Origin of the sequence: Promicromonospora sp. NPDC060204, from assembly GCF_042728455.1 — a bacterium.
GTDB lineage: Bacteria > Actinomycetota > Actinomycetes > Actinomycetales > Cellulomonadaceae > Promicromonospora.
The window spans coordinates 1-16,849 of the sequence record NZ_JBHWZO010000029.1 but is presented as its reverse complement, the minus strand read 5'-3'; the positions used below and the strand labels follow the sequence as shown (position 1 = coordinate 16,849).

At 74.7% G+C, this 16,849-nt stretch carries 15 protein-coding genes and 1 pseudogene; 12 read left to right on the top strand and 4 right to left on the bottom strand.

The window, feature by feature from the left end:
* Window positions 1-48 precede the first annotated feature (48 nt).
* From ACFWEJ_RS06260 to dtd, 5 genes are read left to right on the top strand one after another with little or no spacing between them, the layout of a single operon-like run.
* Complete coding sequence (locus ACFWEJ_RS06260; protein ID WP_377228334.1) at window positions 49-390, top strand: PadR family transcriptional regulator; 342 nt, start codon at window positions 49-51, stop codon at window positions 388-390.
* Window positions 390-1,334, top strand: a complete 945-nt coding sequence (locus tag ACFWEJ_RS06255; RefSeq protein WP_377228333.1) for a permease prefix domain 1-containing protein — start codon at window positions 390-392, stop codon at window positions 1,332-1,334. The genes ACFWEJ_RS06260 and ACFWEJ_RS06255 overlap by 1 nt, the downstream gene beginning before the upstream one ends.
* Before the next feature lie 48 nt (window positions 1,335-1,382).
* Window positions 1,383-1,709: a DUF2516 family protein gene (locus ACFWEJ_RS06250; protein ID WP_377228332.1), complete on the top strand. Its 327-nt coding sequence runs from the start codon at window positions 1,383-1,385 to the stop codon at window positions 1,707-1,709.
* A gap of 8 nt (window positions 1,710-1,717) precedes the next feature.
* Complete coding sequence (locus tag ACFWEJ_RS06245) at window positions 1,718-2,773, top strand: asparaginase (RefSeq protein ID WP_377228331.1); 1,056 nt, start codon at window positions 1,718-1,720, stop codon at window positions 2,771-2,773.
* Window positions 2,770-3,195, top strand: a complete 426-nt coding sequence (gene dtd / locus ACFWEJ_RS06240) for a D-aminoacyl-tRNA deacylase (protein WP_377228330.1) — start codon at window positions 2,770-2,772, stop codon at window positions 3,193-3,195. The genes ACFWEJ_RS06245 and dtd overlap by 4 nt, the downstream gene beginning before the upstream one ends.
* A gap of 7 nt (window positions 3,196-3,202) precedes the next feature.
* Here dtd and ACFWEJ_RS06235 read toward each other — a convergent pair whose 3' ends face one another.
* A complete protein-coding gene (locus ACFWEJ_RS06235) occupies window positions 3,203-5,329 on the bottom strand; it encodes a LuxR C-terminal-related transcriptional regulator (protein ID WP_377228329.1) in 2,127 nt (708 codons plus the stop codon).
* Window positions 5,330-5,841: 512 nt separating this feature from the next.
* Here ACFWEJ_RS06235 and ACFWEJ_RS06230 point away from each other — a divergent pair.
* The 5 genes from ACFWEJ_RS06230 (at window position 5,842) to ACFWEJ_RS06210 (ending at window position 12,820) form a co-directional block, all read left to right on the top strand.
* Window positions 5,842-7,452 carry a glycosyl hydrolase family 18 protein gene (locus ACFWEJ_RS06230; RefSeq protein ID WP_377228328.1) on the top strand — a complete coding sequence of 537 codons (1,611 nt, stop codon included), beginning with the start codon at window positions 5,842-5,844 and terminating at the stop codon, window positions 7,450-7,452.
* 115 nt (window positions 7,453-7,567) lie between these two features.
* Window positions 7,568-8,110, top strand: a complete 543-nt coding sequence (locus ACFWEJ_RS06225; RefSeq protein WP_377228327.1) for an RNA polymerase sigma factor — start codon at window positions 7,568-7,570, stop codon at window positions 8,108-8,110.
* 55 nt (window positions 8,111-8,165) lie between these two features.
* The gene (locus ACFWEJ_RS06220; RefSeq protein ID WP_377228326.1) at window positions 8,166-9,080 is read left to right on the top strand and encodes a hypothetical protein; all 915 of its coding nucleotides are present in this window, start codon (window positions 8,166-8,168) and stop codon (window positions 9,078-9,080) included.
* Between the two features lie 81 nt (window positions 9,081-9,161).
* Window positions 9,162-9,605: an OsmC family peroxiredoxin gene (locus ACFWEJ_RS06215; RefSeq protein ID WP_377228325.1), complete on the top strand. Its 444-nt coding sequence runs from the start codon at window positions 9,162-9,164 to the stop codon at window positions 9,603-9,605.
* 119 nt (window positions 9,606-9,724) lie between these two features.
* Window positions 9,725-12,820: an FAD-binding and (Fe-S)-binding domain-containing protein gene (locus ACFWEJ_RS06210; RefSeq protein WP_377228351.1), complete on the top strand. Its 3,096-nt coding sequence runs from the start codon at window positions 9,725-9,727 to the stop codon at window positions 12,818-12,820.
* Between the two features lie 3 nt (window positions 12,821-12,823).
* On the opposite strand, the gene ACFWEJ_RS06205 is transcribed toward ACFWEJ_RS06210, so the two are convergent.
* Window positions 12,824-13,153 carry a cupin domain-containing protein gene (locus ACFWEJ_RS06205; protein WP_020017913.1) on the bottom strand — a complete coding sequence of 110 codons (330 nt, stop codon included), beginning with the start codon at window positions 13,151-13,153 and terminating at the stop codon, window positions 12,824-12,826.
* Window positions 13,154-13,291: 138 nt separating this feature from the next.
* On the opposite strand from ACFWEJ_RS06205, the gene ACFWEJ_RS06200 reads away from it, so the two are divergent.
* Window positions 13,292-13,897, top strand: a complete 606-nt coding sequence (locus tag ACFWEJ_RS06200; RefSeq protein WP_377228324.1) for a nitroreductase family protein — start codon at window positions 13,292-13,294, stop codon at window positions 13,895-13,897.
* Window positions 13,898-13,949: 52 nt separating this feature from the next.
* Here the strand turns inward: ACFWEJ_RS06200 and ACFWEJ_RS06195 are convergent, their stop codons facing one another.
* On the bottom strand, window positions 13,950-14,933 hold the full coding sequence (locus ACFWEJ_RS06195; protein WP_377228323.1) for an aldo/keto reductase: 984 nt from the start codon (window positions 14,931-14,933) through the stop codon (window positions 13,950-13,952).
* Between the two features lie 89 nt (window positions 14,934-15,022).
* On the opposite strand from ACFWEJ_RS06195, the gene ACFWEJ_RS06190 reads away from it, so the two are divergent.
* Window positions 15,023-16,642, top strand: a complete 1,620-nt coding sequence (locus ACFWEJ_RS06190; RefSeq protein ID WP_377228322.1) for a PLP-dependent aminotransferase family protein — start codon at window positions 15,023-15,025, stop codon at window positions 16,640-16,642.
* 8 nt (window positions 16,643-16,650) lie between these two features.
* Here ACFWEJ_RS06190 and ACFWEJ_RS06185 read toward each other — a convergent pair.
* A pseudogene (locus ACFWEJ_RS06185) lies at window positions 16,651-16,849 on the bottom strand (2-phospho-L-lactate guanylyltransferase); the annotation flags it as partial.

The window sequence follows — 16,849 nt, the reverse complement described above, 5'->3', positions numbered from 1 at the left end:
GCACAGAACTTGTTGTCGTCAGGTACTTGATCAGATACAGTAGTTGGCGTGATAGACCCCTTCGCCGCCGACCTCCTGCGCGGGCACACCGACACGATCGTGCTCGGGGTGCTGCGCGCCCGGGATCGCTACGGCTTCGAGATCTACAAGCAGATCCGCGACACGACCGGCGGCGACCACGAGATCAAGGAGGCCACGCTCTACGCGGCCTACCGGCGGCTCGTGAAGGACGGCCTGGTCGAGGCGTACTGGGGCGACGAGTCCCAGGGCGGACGCCGCAAGTACTACCGCATCACCGACGCGGGGCGTGCCGTGTACCGGCGCAACGTGGACGCGTGGGTGGCCACGCGACGCACCATCGACTCCCTCCTCGACCTGAAAGGTTCCTGATGACGAACATCTCGGTGCACCGCCTGCTGGACGAAGCCTTCGCGGGCATCCCGACGACCCCTGACGTGCAGGACCTCAAGGAGGAGATCCGCGCGAACCTCGTGGACCGCGTGGCCGAGCTGACCGCCGGCGGCGTGGCGCCCGACGACGCCGCGCGGCGCGCGGTCGGCGAGCTGGGCGACGTGCGCGCGCTGGTCGACGAGGCGGACGCGGGCCCCCGCGACGCCGAGCGACCCGCGCCGTCCTCCTACGAGCTGATGGCCCGGAACCGGGTCCCGGCCTCCGGGGCGTTCGTCGCGGCGGTGGTGCTGGTGTCGATAGTGCTGGCGGCGAGCGTGGTGGGCACGGTGTTCGCCGCGGTCGGGTACGCGCACGGTGACCTCGGCCCGCTGCTGCCCACGGCGCTCGCGCTGGTGTCGGGGCTCGCGCTCGGCGCCGTCGTGGGCGGCTCGCTGAGCCAGGAGACGACGGCCAGCCACCCGGTGCCCCGCCGGCGTGCCGCGCTGTTCGGCGTCGGCTGGGGCCTGGTGCTGGTGGGCGCACTGCTCGCCCTGGTGCACCTGTTCGGCGGGACCACCGGGTGGCTCGTCCTGGACGGGGTCGTGCTCGTGGCGGGCGTGGTGCTGCTCTCGTGGCTCGCCGCGACGACCACCAACCGGAAGAAGCAGTGGGCGCTCGCGGAGGAGTCCGTGCACGCGCAGGCCGCGGGCACCAGGTTCGACCGCGACCCGGCGGCCGCCGCGCGGTTCGGCATCTACACCGTGGTGGTGTGGAGCCTGACGGGCGTCGTCGCGCTGATCGTCGGCACCACCCTGAGCTGGTCCTGGGTCTGGCTCCCGGGCGTGCTCGGCTGGGTCGTGTTCATGCTGATGCTCGCCACGATGCTGTTCGGGGCCAGGCACGAGGACGACGCGCGCAAGGCTGCTGAGCACGCGGCCGGCTGAGCACCCGGACCAGGCGAGACGCCGCCGCGGTTGCCGTAGGCTCGTCCTGTGTTCGGAGCTCTCCAAACGTTCGTCTTCATCGTGCTGGGCGTCATCGTCTTCGCGGTCCAGGTCATCGCCCTGGTCGACGCGATCCGTCGTCCGGCCAACGCCTACACGTCCGAGGGCAAGCTGTCGAAGCCGATCTGGCTCGCGATCCTCGGCGTGGCCGCCGTCCTCGGCCTCCTGGGGCTGCCGCCGAGCTTCATCACGGCCAGCTCCTTCCTCAACGTGATCGCGGTGGTCCCGGCCATCGTCTACTGGGCCGACGTGCGCCCCCGTCTGCTGCCGTACGGCACGGGCAACAAGCCGCGCGGTCCGCAGGGCGGATGGTGACCGCGCCCATGGCGGTCGGTCGCGCGGCCTCGACGTCGGACGCGGTGCTCGACGGCGCCGCGCCGCTGGCCGAGGTCATCCGCGGCGACCTCGTGGAGTCGGTCCACCTGGGGCACCTCGTGGTGCTCGACCCGTCCGGCCGGCCGGTGCTCCAGGTGGGCAACCCGACCACGCCGGTCTGGCCGCGGTCGTCGCTCAAGCCGCTGCAGCTCCTCGCGATGCTGCGCGCGGGCCTGGAGCTGCCGGACCGGCTGCTCGCGCTCGCCTCGGCGAGCCACAACGGCGAGCAGTTCCACCTGGAGGGCGTGCTGCAGATCCTGGGCTCCGTGGGCCTCGGCTCCGGCGCGCTCCAGAACACCCCTGACCTGCCGCTCTACCCGCCGGCCGCGCTCGACTGGCACATCGCACCGCACGACGGCGGGCCGGGTCCGGCGCCGCTCGCGCAGAACTGCTCCGGCAAGCACGCGGCGATGCTCGCCACCTGCCTCACGCAGGGCTGGGACATCGAGACGTACCTGTCGCCCGAGCACCCGCTGCAGCGGGCGGTCCGCAGCACGATCCTGGAGCTGACCGGCGACGCCGAGCTCGTCATGCACACCACGGTCGACGGCTGCGGCGCGCCCCTGTTCTCCACGACGCTGCTCGGCCTGGCGCGTGCTTTCTCGACCCTGGGCGCGGCGCCGACGGAGGACGTCCGCTCGCACGAGGCGCGGGCCGCCCGGGCCATCTCCGCGCACCCCGACATGGTGGGCGGCACCGGCCGCGACGTCACGCTCGCCATGCAGGCCGTGCCGGGCCTGGTCGCCAAGGACGGCGCCGAGGGCGTCTACGCCGCCGGCCTGCCCGACGGTTCCGCGCTGGCGTTCAAGGTGCTCGACGGGTCCGCCCGGGCGCGTCCCGCCATCCTCGCGGCCGCGCTGCGCGCCGCCGGTGCGGCGGGCCTGCCGGGGGTGTACCCCGGCGGCCTCGACGGGCTGGGCCGCGTGCCCGTGCTCGGCGGTGGCCGGCCGGTCGGCGAGGTCCGGGCCGTCTTCGCCGACCAGTACGCCGAGGGCCGCCGGTGAGGGCGGTGCTCCAGCGCGTCACTCGTGCGTCCGTGGTGGTCGACGGCGAGGTGGTGGGTGCCATCGACAAGCCCGGCATCCTGGCGCTGGTCGGCGTCACGCACGACGACGGCCCGGCCCAGGTCGAGACGATCGCCCGCAAGATCGCCGACCTGCGCATCCTCCAGGACGAGCAGTCGGTGGCCGACCTGGGCGCGCCGGTCCTCGTCGTCAGCCAGTTCACGCTCTACGGCGACGCCCGCAAGGGGCGCCGCCCCACGTGGAACCAGGCGGCGCCCGGGCCGGTCGCCGAACCGCTCGTGGACGCCGTCGTGGCCGCGCTGCGCGAGCGCGGCCTGACGGTCGAGACGGGCCGGTTCGGCGCCGACATGCAGGTGGAGCTGGTCAACGACGGCCCGGTGACCATCCTCCTGGAGGCCTGAGCCGGGCCTACCCCCGCAGGGCCAGCACCGCCAGCTCCGTGCGGGAGCGCACCCCGAGCTTGCGGAAGACCCGCCCCAGGTGCACCTCCACGGTGCGGACCGACACGTAGAGGTTCGCGGCGACCTGCCGGTTGGTCCGGCCCTGCACCACGAGCCGCGCGACGTCCAGCTCCCGCTCGGTGAGCAGGTCGGTCCACTGCCCGCACAGCTCCTCCCCGGCGTCGACCACCGGCTCGCCCGGCGCCTCGGCCGGCACCGGCCCCGCCAGCTCCCGGCGCGGCCGGCTGACGTCGGGGCGCGGGGGAGCCTCGGCTGCGCGGCTGCGGCCGCCGCCGTCCCCGGGCGCCGGGCCCGCCTGGCCCGGCGCCTCGCGGACGAACCCCGGCGTCGTGAGCGCCTGCTCGGCGATGTGCTCCCATGCCTTGGCGCCCGACTCCTCGAAGAGCTCGTGGGCGCCGAGCAGGTGCGCGGCGGCGTCGCCGGGCAGGCCCAGCCGGGCGAAGGAGCGGGCGGCGACCAGCTCCGTGAGGCCCCGCTCGAACGTCGAGCCCACGCGCAGCGACGCCTCCACCGCGCGCTCGCGCGCCCGGTTCACGCCGGACGCGTCGGCGAGCGCGAGCTCGGCGCGCGCCAGGTCGAGCCGACGGCGCCGCATGGGCCCGCCCGAGAAGCCGCCGCCCGACATGCCGGGTCCGGCGAGACCTGGCCCGGCGTGGCCGGAGACCGGGTGCCCGGTTCCGGCGTGGCCGGTCGCGGTGGGATAGCCGCCGCCCGGGTCGGAGCCCACGGACGGCAGCACGCGGAGCCGCAGCCGCTCGTGCGAGCGGCGCGCGGCCCGGTCCTGCCCGGCGAGCACCAGCAGCTCCACCGGGTCGGGCGTGGGCAGCCAGAGGCGGCGCAGCTCGTCGCCGCCGCGCTCGGCCGCGAGCCCGAGCAGGGTCGCGGCCTCCACCCAGCGCCCGTCGAAGACGGCGGTCTGGGCCCGGTCACCGAGCGTGGCCGCCCGCACCACCGGCGCGACCTGGCCGGGCACCGACGCCTCCAGCGCGGCGGTCGGCCGCCGGAGGTGCCCGTCGCGGACCAGGTCGAGGCGGCGCGCGAGCGCGATCCCGAGCCCGCCGAAGGCGAGGGCCACGGGCAGCCGCTCGACGGCGTCGTCGAGCACCGAGGCCGCCTCGGTGATGTTGCCGAGCCGCAGCGCCAGGTACGACTGCGCCACCCGGAGGTGCGCCTCGGCGAGCGGGGTCAGGGCCTCGTCCGGCCCGTCGAACCACCAGCCCGGCTGGCGTGCCGGGGCCAGCTCGGCCACCTCCGACAGGATCGCGGCGGCCTCGCCGGGCGCGCCGTCGAGCAGCCGGATCGTCTTGCGGGCGGCGGCGATCGCCGCGCGGTCGGGTCCGGCGGCGTCCTCGGGGACGACGGCGTCGGGCCGCCCGTCCAGAAGGGCCAGCGCGACGCCGAGCGAGCGGGCGGCGTCGGGCGCGCCGGCCGCGGACGAGCCGGCGTCCGAGGGGCTGGTCGCGCGGCGGAGATACACGACGGCGTCGTGCACGTGCCCCGCCCACAGGGCCGCCCGCCCGGCCACCGCGAAGGCGCGCGACCGCACCCGGTCGGTGCCGTGGCTCGCGGCCTCGCGCGCCACCTCGTGCGCGCGGTGGACGTCGCCGCGCGCGAGGTGCTGCTCGGCGAGCTCGACCAGGCCGTCCGCGAGCAGCGGGTCGCCCGCGAGCGTGCTCAGGGCCGTGTGCCACATCGCGATGAGCGGCTCATCGGCCTTGCGGTGCACCTCGGCCAGCGCGACGTGGGCCGCGGTGCGGGAGGCGAGGTCGGCGTCGTCGTGCACCACGGACCGGATGCGCGGATGGTGGAAGCGGAACCGGCCGCCCACGAGATGGAGGTGGCGGCCGGCGGGGCCGGCCATGAGGGTGTCGATGTCTGTGCCCGACGCGGCGAGCAACAGCTCGGTGCGGTCCACGACGGCGACTGCGGCGACGAGCAGCACACGGCGTGCGTCGTCGTCGAGGCCGAGCGGGCCTACGGCCTCGCGGACCGCACGTGCGGCAGGCAGCGGGTCCGGCATCAGCGCCGTCCCGACCAGATGCTCCTCGTCGAGCATCCGTGCTGTCTGGTCCACACATCCAGGTTCGTCACCCACCACGCGCGTGAGCTCGCACGCGACGTGAGGGGCCACGGTGCGGTCACCGAGGGGGAGCGGAAAAACGACTTGCTGCGGCAGCGCGGTCATCGTCGAGCCTCCCGGATTCGTTCACGGTGCTCGCAAGTATGACCTCCACACGTTTCACCCGCATCAACCTGGGCGTGCGACTTTTGCTGCGGTACGGCCCCGGTCCTGGGATCCTGCCCCTCCTCGTGCCGTCCGGGTACCCGATACCGCACGAACTTGTTTCGGTGGCGAAGGTTTCACACCGAAACAACCCGGCGTCGACCGCCCCGTATCACTACGTAGTCCCACCGTGTGGAATCCCCTTATTTCCCGTTAACGCAGGTTTCCTTACTTTTAACGGAGCATGACCAGCGCGACCACCGTTGCCGGATCGACGACCGGACCAGAGAGGGAAGACGATGGACTCGACGTACCAACCGCTATCAGGTGCCAGTAAGACCACCCGACGAATACTTGCGGGGGTGGCCGCGCTCGCGGTGGCAGCCTCGGCCGCCGTGGCGGGCGTGGGCCTGCGGGACGCGAACGCGGCCGAGGCCGGGACCGCGGCGAGCACCTCGGCCATCAACGGCTTCCGCAGCGTCGGCTACTTCACGCAGTGGGGCGTGTACGGCCGCGGCTACCAGGTCAAGCAGCTCGACACGTCCGGTGTGGCCGACGAGCTGACCCACATCAACTACGCCTTCGCCAACATCCACCACCAGAACCTCGAGTGCTTCGAGGCCAACAAGGCGCAGGGCGAGGGCCCCAACGGGTCCGACGGCGCGGGCGACGCCTGGGCCGACTACGGCATGGGGTACACGGCGGCCACCTCGGTCTCGGGCGCCGCCGACACGTGGGACCAGCCCCTGGCCGGCTCCTTCAACCAGCTCAAGCAGCTCAAGGCCAAGCACCCGGACCTCAAGGTCCTGATGTCGATCGGCGGCTGGACCTGGTCCAAGAACTTCTCGCTGGCGGCGGCGACGGACGCCTCGCGCCAGAAGTTCGTCTCCAGCTGCGTCAACATGTTCATCAAGGGCAACCTGCCGGTGATCGACGGCCGCGGTGGCACCGGTGCCGCGGCGGGCGTCTTCGACGGGTTCGACATCGACTGGGAGTGGCCCGGCTCGCAGAACGGCAACGTGGGCAACCACGTGGACGAGGCCAACGACGCGCGCAACTTCAAGCTGCTGCTCGCCGAGTTCCGTGAGCAGCTCGACGCCCTCGGCGCGACGACGGGCAAGGACTACGAGCTCTCGGCGTTCCTGCCCGCCAACCCGGCCGACGTCGAGGACGGCGGCTGGAACGACCCCGAGGTCTTCGACTACCTCGACTTCGGCAACGTCCAGGGCTACGACCTGCACGGGGCCTGGGATCCGGCGCTCACCGGCCACCAGGGCAACCTCTACCACGACCCCGCCGACCCGCGGGAGGAGGCCCGGCAGTTCAGCGCGGACCTCGCCGTGCGGACGTACACCGACGCCGGGATCGACCCCGCGCAGCTCGGCCTCGGCCTCGCGATGTACGGCCGCGGCTGGACCGGTGCGACGTCGTCCGCGGCGTGGGGCACCGCGACCGGTGCCGCCCCCGGCCAGTGGGAGGCCGGCATCAACGACTACGACGTGATCAAGAACGTGGGCACCGGGTACTACGACGCCAACCTCGGCGCCGCCTGGCGGCACGACGGCAACACGTGGTGGTCCTACGACAACGACCAGTCGGTCGCCAAGAAGGCGCAGTACATCCGGTCCGAGGGGCTCGGCGGCGCCATGTGGTGGGACCTGTCGGGTGACCGGTCCGGCGCGCTGACCGGGGCGCTGTGGAACGTGCTCGGTTCCGGGACCCCGGGTCCGGTGGAGGGTGGCGGCGGTCCGACCGACCCGACCGACCCGCCGACCGACCCGCCCACGGACCCGCCGACCGACCCGCCGGGCGAGGCCTGCGCCTCGGCCGCCTGGAGCGCCTCCGCCGTCTACGTGGGCGGCAACACCGTCTCGCACGGCGACCACGAGTGGCGCGCCAAGTGGTGGACCCAGGGCGAGACGCCCGGGACCACGGGCGAGTGGGGCGTGTGGCAGGACCTGGGGGCCTGCTGAACTGAGGGGCCCTGAGGCACCTTGACGGAGAACCCCGGCGGGACGGACTGTCCCCGCCGGGGTTCTCCTGTGTCCGGGGGTGCAAGGAACCCGGCACCCGCGACAGAGTGAGGTCGTGGACGACAGCCCCGGCGCCCCGCACGACGAACCGCCGCAGCACGACGAGGCCTGGTTCGGCGCGCTCTTCGACGCGCACTCGCGCGCCCTCTACTCCTACTTCGTGCGCCGGCTGCCCGACGGCGGCCGCGCCTCCGACGCCGAGGACCTCGCCGCCGAGGTGCTCGCCACCGCGTGGCGGCGGCGCGACGACGTGCCCGACGCCGCGGCGCTGCCCTGGCTCTACCGCACCGCCGGCTACGTGCTGGCGAACCACCGGCGCAAGATGCGCGCCCTGCCGGTCGCGGTCGTTCCCGACGAGCCCGACGACGTGGACCCCGCGACGCTCGCCGTGGACGACGACGCCGTGCGCCAGGTGCTGTCCCGGCTGTCCGCGCGCGACCGGCGCATCCTCCTGCTCGTCGCCTGGGACGGCCTGTCGGGCGACGACCTCGCCCAGGTGCTGGGCGTCTCCCGCGGCGGCGCCGACGCCGCGCTGTCCCGGGCCCGGGCCCGCCTGCGCGACGCGTGGGACGCGCACGAGCAAGCGGTGGACGCATGAGCACATGTAGAGGGTGTGGACGGCGCGCAGCCGGGCACGGCACGGAGGGACAGCGATGAACGAGCACCAGCGGCCGGAGGACCCGGCGTTCGACCGTCTGACGGCGGCGGACCCCGCGAGGCGTGCGCCCGACCCGGTCGAGGGCGTGCTCCGGGCCAAGGTCGACGCGCTGATCTCCGGGTCGGGGTCGGGGTCGGGGTCGGGGGCTGGGTCCGGGTCCGGTGCCGGCTCCGGGTCGTGGCGGGAGGCCGCCGGCCGGGAACCCGCCGGGACGACGCGCGTGGACGAGGTCGCCGTGCGGCGGCACCGCCGTCGGACGCCGTGGCTGGTCGCCGCCGCCGTGGCGGGCATCGTCGCGGCGGGCGGCGGCGGTTACCTGGCGGGCGAGTCCGGGCTGGAGATGGCCACCACGGCGCAGGACGTCGGCGCGGCGCCCGAGTCCGGGGCCGACGCCGGGTCCGGCGAGGCGGAGTCCCGGACGGAGGACGGGCCGACCGCCGTCCTGGGCGCGCCGGAGGAGGGCACGACCGAGGGGGTGCAGCCGCTCGACGCGGGCGGCGACCTGGTCTCCGCGACGCGGCTCGTGTTCCACGCGGGCGTGGGGCTCACGGACACGCCGCGGACGGCGGAGGTGCGCTCGGCCGACGGCGAGAGCCTCGGCACGTACCCGGTGGTCAGCGAGGAGGCGGCCGTGGAGCGCCTGGTCGACCCGCGGTTCGCGCCGGCGGCGCGCGGGGCCGGGCGGTCCGGGTCGGACGGCGACGCCCCCGCGGAGGAGCCCGCCCCGGGCGGACCGATCGCGTGGCCCGTGGAGGACGTCACGATCGTCTCGGCGGACCTCACCGAGGTGCGCTACACCCTGCCGGACGGCGCCGTGCTGATCGTCCCCGCGTACCACCTGGCGGACGCCGCGGGCGGCAGCTGGACCGTCCTCGCGGTGGACGAGGAGCTTCTCGACTTCACGCCGTGACGCGACTGCCCGGCGGGCGTCGTAGGGTCGGGCACGCAGGGACCCGTCCGAGGTCACAACGCGATCTTCAAGGAGTGCACCATGCCAGCACGTACCGCTCGCACCGCCTGGAACGGCACCTTCCAGGACGGGAAGGGCCAGGTCGAGCTCTCGTCGTCCGGCGTCGGCACGTACGACGTGTCGTTCCCGGCGCGCGCCGCCGAGGAGGCGAACGGGGTCACGAGCCCCGAGGAGCTCCTCGCCGCCTCGCACTCGTCCTGCTACACGATGGCCTTCACGAACGAGCTGGGCCAGGCCGGCGCCACGCCGGAGCAGATCGAGGTCTCGGCCGTGGTCACGCTCGGCCCGGACCCGGCCGGCGGGCTCTACATCAGCAAGAGCGCCCTGACCGTGCGCGGTTTCGCGTCCGGCATCGACGAGGCGGGCTTCAAGGCGGCCGCCGAGGCCGCCAAGGTCGGCTGCCCCATCTCGAAGGCGCTGACCGGCGTCGGCCAGATCACGCTCGACGTCACCTTCGAAGGCTGATCAGCGCGTTCACGGGCGCGCCACGCGCCCGTGAACGCCTGACGCGATCTGCGGCCCCGTGGTGCGAGAATCGCGGGGTGCCACCTCAGACCCACGACGACGCCCGACCGCTGAACGGCATGAACGACAAGGGCCACACCGCCGACGACGCCGAGGCCGCCCGCACCGCGCGCGAGCAGGCCGAGGCCCGCGCTGCCGAGGACGCGGAGCGCCGCCACGCCGAGAGCGAGGAGCGGCGCAAGGCTGCGCGCCGCGAGGCGGACCACGCCGCGGAGGCCGCCCGCGAGGCGGTCGCCGACGCGCTGCGCACCGTCGTGGACGGCGCCGTCGACATCAGCACGCGCCGCCGCGCGGAGTACTCCACGGACGCGTCGAACTACCGCGTGGTCCCGGAGGGCGTCGTCTTCCCGGAGAGCACCGACGACGTCGTCGCGGCCCTCGGGGCGCTGCGCGAGCTGGCGGTCCCGGTCACGGCGCGCGGTGCCGGCACGTCGGTCGCGGGCAACTCCGTGGGACCCGGCGTCGTGCTCGACCTGGGCCGGCACCTGAACCAGGTGCTCTCGATCGACCCGGAGCGCGGCACGGCCCGCGTGCAGCCGGGCACGATCATGTCCACCCTCCAGGCGGCGGCCAAGCCGCACGGGCTGCGGTTCGGCCCCGACCCGAGCACGCAGAACCGGGCGACGCTCGGCGGCATGATCGGGAACAACGCCTGCGGCCCCCACGCGGTCGCCTACGGGCGCACGGCCGACAACGTCGTCTCGCTCGACGTGGTCGACGGCGCCGGACGGCGCTTCACCGCGGGCTCGGGCGACCCGGAGTTCGCCGACGTGCCCGGCCTCAAGGAGCTGGTCCGGGAGAACCTCGCGCTGATCCGCACCGAGTTCGGCCGGTTCGGCCGCCAGGTGTCGGGCTACTCGCTGGAGCACCTCCTGCCCGAGAACGGGTCGAACCTCGCCCGCGCGCTCGTGGGCACGGAGGGCACGCTCGTCACGGTCCTGGAGGCGGAGCTCAACCTGGTCGAGGTGCCGGGCGCGCCCACGCTCGTCGTCCTCGGCTACCCGGACATGGCCACGGCCGCCGACGACGTCCCGCGGCTCCTGGACCACAAGCCGCTCGCGATCGAGGGGCTCGACGCGCGCCTGGTCGACGTCGTGCGGCGCGCCAAGGGCGCCACGTCGGTGCCGCCGCTGCCCGGCGCGGGCGACCCGAATGTCACGGGCTGGCTCATGATCGAGGTCGGCGGCTCGTCGCAGGCCGAGGCGCTGGGCCGGGCGGACGCGATCGTCGCGGCGTCGACGGCGCTCGACTCCGCCGTCCTGCCCGCCGGGCCGGACGCCACCAAGATGTGGCAGATCCGGGCCGACGGCGCCGGGCTCGCCGGCCGCACGCCCGCCGGGGAGCAGGCGTGGCCCGGCTGGGAGGACTCGGCGGTGCCGCCCGAGAAGCTCGGGCCCTACCTGCGCGACCTCCAGGCGCTGATGGACCGGTACGGCGTGGACGGGCTGCCCTACGGGCACTTCGGCGACGGCTGCGTGCACCTGCGCATCGACATCCCGCTGGAGACGTCGGGCTCGGTGCTGCGCACCTTCATGACGGAGGCCGCGGAGCTCGTGGCCCGGTACGGCGGGTCGCTGTCCGGCGAGCACGGCGACGGCCGGGCCCGCTCGGAGCTGCTGCCCCTGATCTACTCGCCCGAGGCCATCGCCCTGATGGAGCAGTTCAAGGCCCTGTTCGACCCGAAGGACCTGCTCAACCCGGGCGTCGTGGTGCGGCCGCGGGCCGTGGACGACGACCTGCGCCGCCCGGCCGCCGCGGCCGTGCGCACCAAGCTGCCGCTGGTCGGCAAGGGCTCGGGGCACGGTGTGCGCCGCAAGTCCGGGTACGAGGGGTTCTCGTTCGCGCACGACCACAACGACCTGACCACGGCCGTGCACCGCTGCGTGGGCGTGGGCAAGTGCCGCGCCGACAACTCGGCGGCCGGCGGGTTCATGTGCCCCAGCTACCAGGCGACCAAGGACGAGAAGGACGTGACCCGCGGGCGGGCCCGCGTGCTGCAGGAGGCCGTGAACGGCACCCTCGTCGGCGGCCTCGCCGCGCCCGAGGTCCGCGAGTCGCTGGACCTGTGCCTGTCGTGCAAGGCCTGCTCCAGCGACTGCCCCGCGGGTGTCGACATGGCGCAGTACAAGTCGGAGGTCCTGTACCGGACCTACCGCGGCAAGCTGCGACCCGTGGACCACTACGCCCTGGGCTGGCTGCCGCGCTGGGCGCGCCTCGCGGGCGCCGTCCCGGAGCTGGTCAACGCCCTGCTGGGCGTGAAGTGGATCGGCAAGGCGGTGCTGTGGGCGGGCGGCATGGACACCCGGCGGTCGATGCCCAAGTTCGCCGAGGTGCCGTTCCGCCAGTGGTGGGCGCGCGGCGGCGCGACGCACGGCGTGCCGGGGCTGCCGGTCACGGGCGAGCCGGGGCGCGAGGGCAGGACGGCGGCGCGGCTCGCGACCAAGCCCAAGGTGGTCCTGTGGACCGACTCGTTCAGCGACGCGCTCTCGCCCACGGTCCCGCAGGCTGCCCTGAAGGTGCTGACCTCAGCGGGGTTCGACGTCATCGTGCCGGACGAGCAGGCGTGCTGCGGCCTGACCTGGATCTCGACCGGCCAGCTCGACGGCGCCCGGCGCCGGCTGCTGAAGCTGCTGGAGGTGCTGGGGCCGTACGCGGTGAACGGCATCCCGATCATGGGGCTGGAGCCGTCCTGCACCGCGGTGCTGCGCTCCGACCTGATCGACCTGTTCCCGGACGACCCGCGCGCGCAGGCCGTGGCCCGCATGACGCGGACGGCGGCGGAGCTGCTGACCTCGGACGACACCCCGGACGAGTGGGAGCTGCCCTCGCTGGCCGACGTCTCGGCCGTGGTGCAGCCGCACTGCCACCAGCACTCCGTGATGGGGTACGAGGCGGACCAGGCGCTGCTGGAGCAGGGCGGCGCACAAATAGAGGTGCTCGCGGGCTGCTGCGGCCTGGCCGGCAACTTCGGCATGCAGAAGGGGCACTACGAGACGTCGGTGGCGGTCGCGGAGAACGCGCTGCTGCCCGCGCTCCGCGACGCCGCCCCGGGTACCACCTACCTGGCCGACGGCTTCTCCTGCCGCACCCAGGCCCTCGACCTCATGGGCGTCGAGGGCAAGTCGCTGCTGGAGGTCATCGCCGACCGGCTGTAGGCGCTACTCCAGCCACTCCGTCTCGAAGCGGTCGTTCGCGTGGATGTGCACCGCCTCGTAGAGGTCCGCGCCGAGGGTCCGGAACTTGTGCGGCACCATCGCCTCGACCACGAGGATCTGGCCGCCCACGGCCTCGAACTCCTTGCCGTCCACGGTGAACAGGGCCCGGCCGGACCGGATCACGAACGTCTCGGAGTAGGGGTGCCGGTGCAGCCGGGGGCCGGTGCCGTCCTGGGCCACCTTTTCGAAGATGACCGACACCTCGGACCCGTGGAGGTAACCCTCGAAGTTCCCGTACGGCAGCGTCGCCTGCTCGATCGCCTGAAGAGTCATGCCCCCAGGCTGGCGCGCACGCGGCCGCACGGCAACCAGTTTCGTGGGACGCCGAACGTAGGCCTGGTCGCACTCTGAGCGGCCATGGAGCGACTGTGCCTACGTTCGCCGCCGTCGCCGCCGGGGCAGAATGCGGGCATGGAGTTTCAGGACGTCGTGCGCACCAGGCGGATGCACCGCAAGTTCACCGCCGAACCCGTCCCGGCGGAGGCCGTCGACCGGATCACCCGCAACGCCGTTCGCGCCCCGAGCGCGGGGTTCAGCCAGGGCTGGGCGTTCGTGGTGCTGGAGACGCCCGAGGACCGCGACCGGTTCTGGGCGGCGTCCACCCCGGACGACTCGGAGCGCGACATGTCGGCCTGGCTCGGCGGGATGCGCACCGCCCCCGTGATCGTGCTGGCGCTCGCGTCCAAGGCCGCCTACCTGCGGCGGTACGCCGAGAAGGACAAGGGCTGGGAAGACCTCGACGAGGCCCGCTGGCCCGTCCCGTTCTGGCACGTCGACGTCGGCATGGCGTCCCTGCTCATGCTGCAGACCGCCGTCGACGAGGGGCTGGGCGCCTGCTTCTTCGGCGTCCAGCCGGCGCAGGTCCCGGCGGTCCGGGCCGAGCTCGGCATCCCGGAGGAGTTCGAGATCACCGGCGTCGTCGCCGTCGGGCACCCGGCCGACGGCGGGGCGAAGGGCTCGCCCACCCGCCGCCGGCGCAAGCCCCTCGACGAGGTGGTGCACCGCGGCGGGTGGTGACCCGGCGTCACGCCGGCCGACGTCACGCGGCCCGGCGTCACGCGGCCCGGCGTCACGCGGCGTCGAGCCGGGCCCGGACGTCGTCGTCGAGCACCAGGTCCACCGCGCCGAGCGCCTCGTCGAGCTGCGCCACGCTGCTCGCGCCGAACACGGGGACCACCGGCACCTCGCCGCCCAGGAGCCACGCGAGTGCCACCTGGTTGGGCGTCGCGCCGAGCTCGGCGGCCACGGCCCGGAGCTCGGCGATCCGGGCGCGGGACCCCGCGTGGTCCGCGCCGTCGTAGAACGGCTTGTCGTCGCGCGTGAACACGCCCTGGTGCAGCGGTGAGTACGCCATGACCGTGAGCCCCGGGCGGCCGTCGGTGCCCGTGGACCGGGCGTAGTCGAGCAGCTCGGGCGAGGCCCAGTTGGTCCGGATGGGCTGCGGGCGCGGGTACAGGTAGCTGTGGCACTGCTGCACCGCGCCGTACGGCGCCACCCCCAGCCGCGCGGCGGTCTCCCGCGCCTCGACGACCCGCCACAGCGCGACGTTCGAGATGCCCGGGATGCCGACGATGCCCTCGTCGACCAGCTTGCCGAACGCGCCGACCGTCTCCTCCAGCGGCGTGTCCCGGTCGTCCACGTGCCCGTACAGCAGGTCGATGTGCTCCAGGCCCAGGTGGCGCAGGCTCTCGCGCGCCTCCCGGTCGATCGTCGCGGCGCCCAGGCCCTGGTAGTTGGTGGGCGGCGTGCCCGACAGCGGCAGGGCCGGGTCCTTCTTGGCCGCGCCCAGCTTGGTCGCGATCCGCAGCTCGTCGCGGTTGCCCCGCGCGGCGAGCCAGCGGCCGAGCACGTCCTCGGAGTCGCGCCCGTACCCCTCGCCCCAGGAGTTGTAGTTGTTGGCCGTGTCGAGGAACGTGCCCCCTGCCTCGACGAACCGGTCCAGGATCGCGAACGACGTCTCCTCGTCCGTCCGGGTGCCCATCCACATCGTGCCCAGGCACAGCGTCGACACCTCGAACGACGTGTGTCCGTTGTCCAGCGTGCGGTACCGCATGTCAGCTCCTTCGGCGGCTCTCTTCCCGGGCTCCTGCCCGGCACGCACCACGCTAGGGAGAGATCGGTCTGGTGCTACGGTCCAATGCCATGGCCCCGGACCAGACCAATTCTGCCGACGTGCTGATCGCGCCGGCCCCCGGTCCGGGCGCGCTGCGACACCGGCTGGAGGAGGCGATCCTCGGCGACATCGCCTCCGGCCGCCTGGCCCCCGGCACGGCCCTGCCGCCCAGCCGCACGCTCGCCGACGCCCTCGGCATCTCGCGGTGGGTGGTCACGGAGGCGTACGGGCACCTGGTGGGCAAGGGGGTGCTGGAGGCGCGCACCGGGTCGGCGACCCGGGTCGCGGCGGTCGCGCCGGTGGCCGTTCCCGACGGCGCGCGGCGGCGGGCTGCTCCCGCCGCGCGGCTGGAGCGCGCCCCCGACCGCGCGACGCACGACCTCGCCCCCGGCGTGCCCGACCTGCGGCACGTGCCGCGCGACGCCTGGCTGCGCGCGGCCCGCGAGGCGCTCGCGGAGGCGACCAACCAGGACCTGGGCGCGCAGCCGCCCGCCGGGCACCCCGCGGCCCGCGCGGCGGTGGCGACCCACCTGCGGCGCTCCCGGATCGTTTCCGGGCCCGACGACGCCGTGGTGCTCACCCGGGGCGCCGCCGACGGCATGTCCCGGATCGCGGCGGCCCTCGCCGCGGCGGGCCACACGCACCTGCTCGTCGAGGACCCGAGCTGGGCCGCGCTGCGCGACGTCGCCGCCGCCGCGGGCCTCACCCCGGTGCCCGTCCCGGTGGACGACGCCGGGATCTCGCCCGGGCGGCTGCGCGCCGAGGCCGCCCGCACCGGGGCCCGGGCCGCGCTGCTCACCCCGGCGCACCAGTTCCCGCTGGGCGCGGCCCTCCCGGACGAGCGGCGCGCGGCGCTGCTCGACTGGGCGCGCGAGGTGGACGGGCTGCTGATCGAGGACGACTACGACGCCGAGTTCCGCTACGACCGCCGGCCCGTACCCGCTCTCCAGGGCCTCGACCCGGACCGGGTGCTGCTGCTCGGCTCGACGAGCAAGACGCTGGCCCCGGCGTTCGGCATCGGCTGGATGGTGGTCCCGCGGCGCTGGCGCGCCCCGGTGCTGGACGTGTCCGTGCGGCGCGGGCCGGCGCCCGGACCGGCGACGCTGGACCAGCTCACGCTCGCCCGGTTCGTCGGGGACGGCGCCTACGCGCGGTACCTGCGCGCTGCCCGCGCCCGGTACGCCCGACGCCGGGCCGCGCTCCTGACCGCCCTGGAGCGCGAGCTGCCCGGCGCGCGGATCGGCGGGATCGCGGCCGGGATGCACGTGACGGTGGACCTGGCCGGGGTGCGGGTCGGGGTGGCCGGGGCGGGCGGGGACGACGCTGCTGTCGTGGACGGGCCGGACGGGGTCGACGCCGCCGTCGTGGACGTTGCCGCTGTCGACGCCGTCGTCGTCGTCGACGCCGCCGCCGTCGTGCGCGAGGGGGCGGCCCGGGACGTCGCGCTGGTCGACCTGCGGCGGTACCAGGCGGCGCCGTCGGCTCGCTCGACCGTGCTCGTCGTCGGCTACGGGAACCTGGCCGACGCGCGGCTGCCGGCGGCGATCCGGGGCCTGCGCGCGGCGGTCGAGGCGGCTGCGGCCGGGGCCGCGGCTGCGGCCGGGGTCGCGGGTGCCGGTACGGGGCCCGTGCCCGGCTCGGTCGGCTGACTCGCGGACTACAGCAGCCCGGGCACCTGCGCGCCGACGGCGGCCCGCACCTCGTCCGGGAGCTGCGACCAGTCGTCGGTGGTGTCCAGGTCGACGGCGGTGCCGGGCCGGTCCACGACCGACACGGACAGCCCGTGGGCGGCGGCCTCGGCAAGGTGCGCTTCCAGCGACCCGACCCCGAACCGGAACCGGAACTCCCCTTTGAGG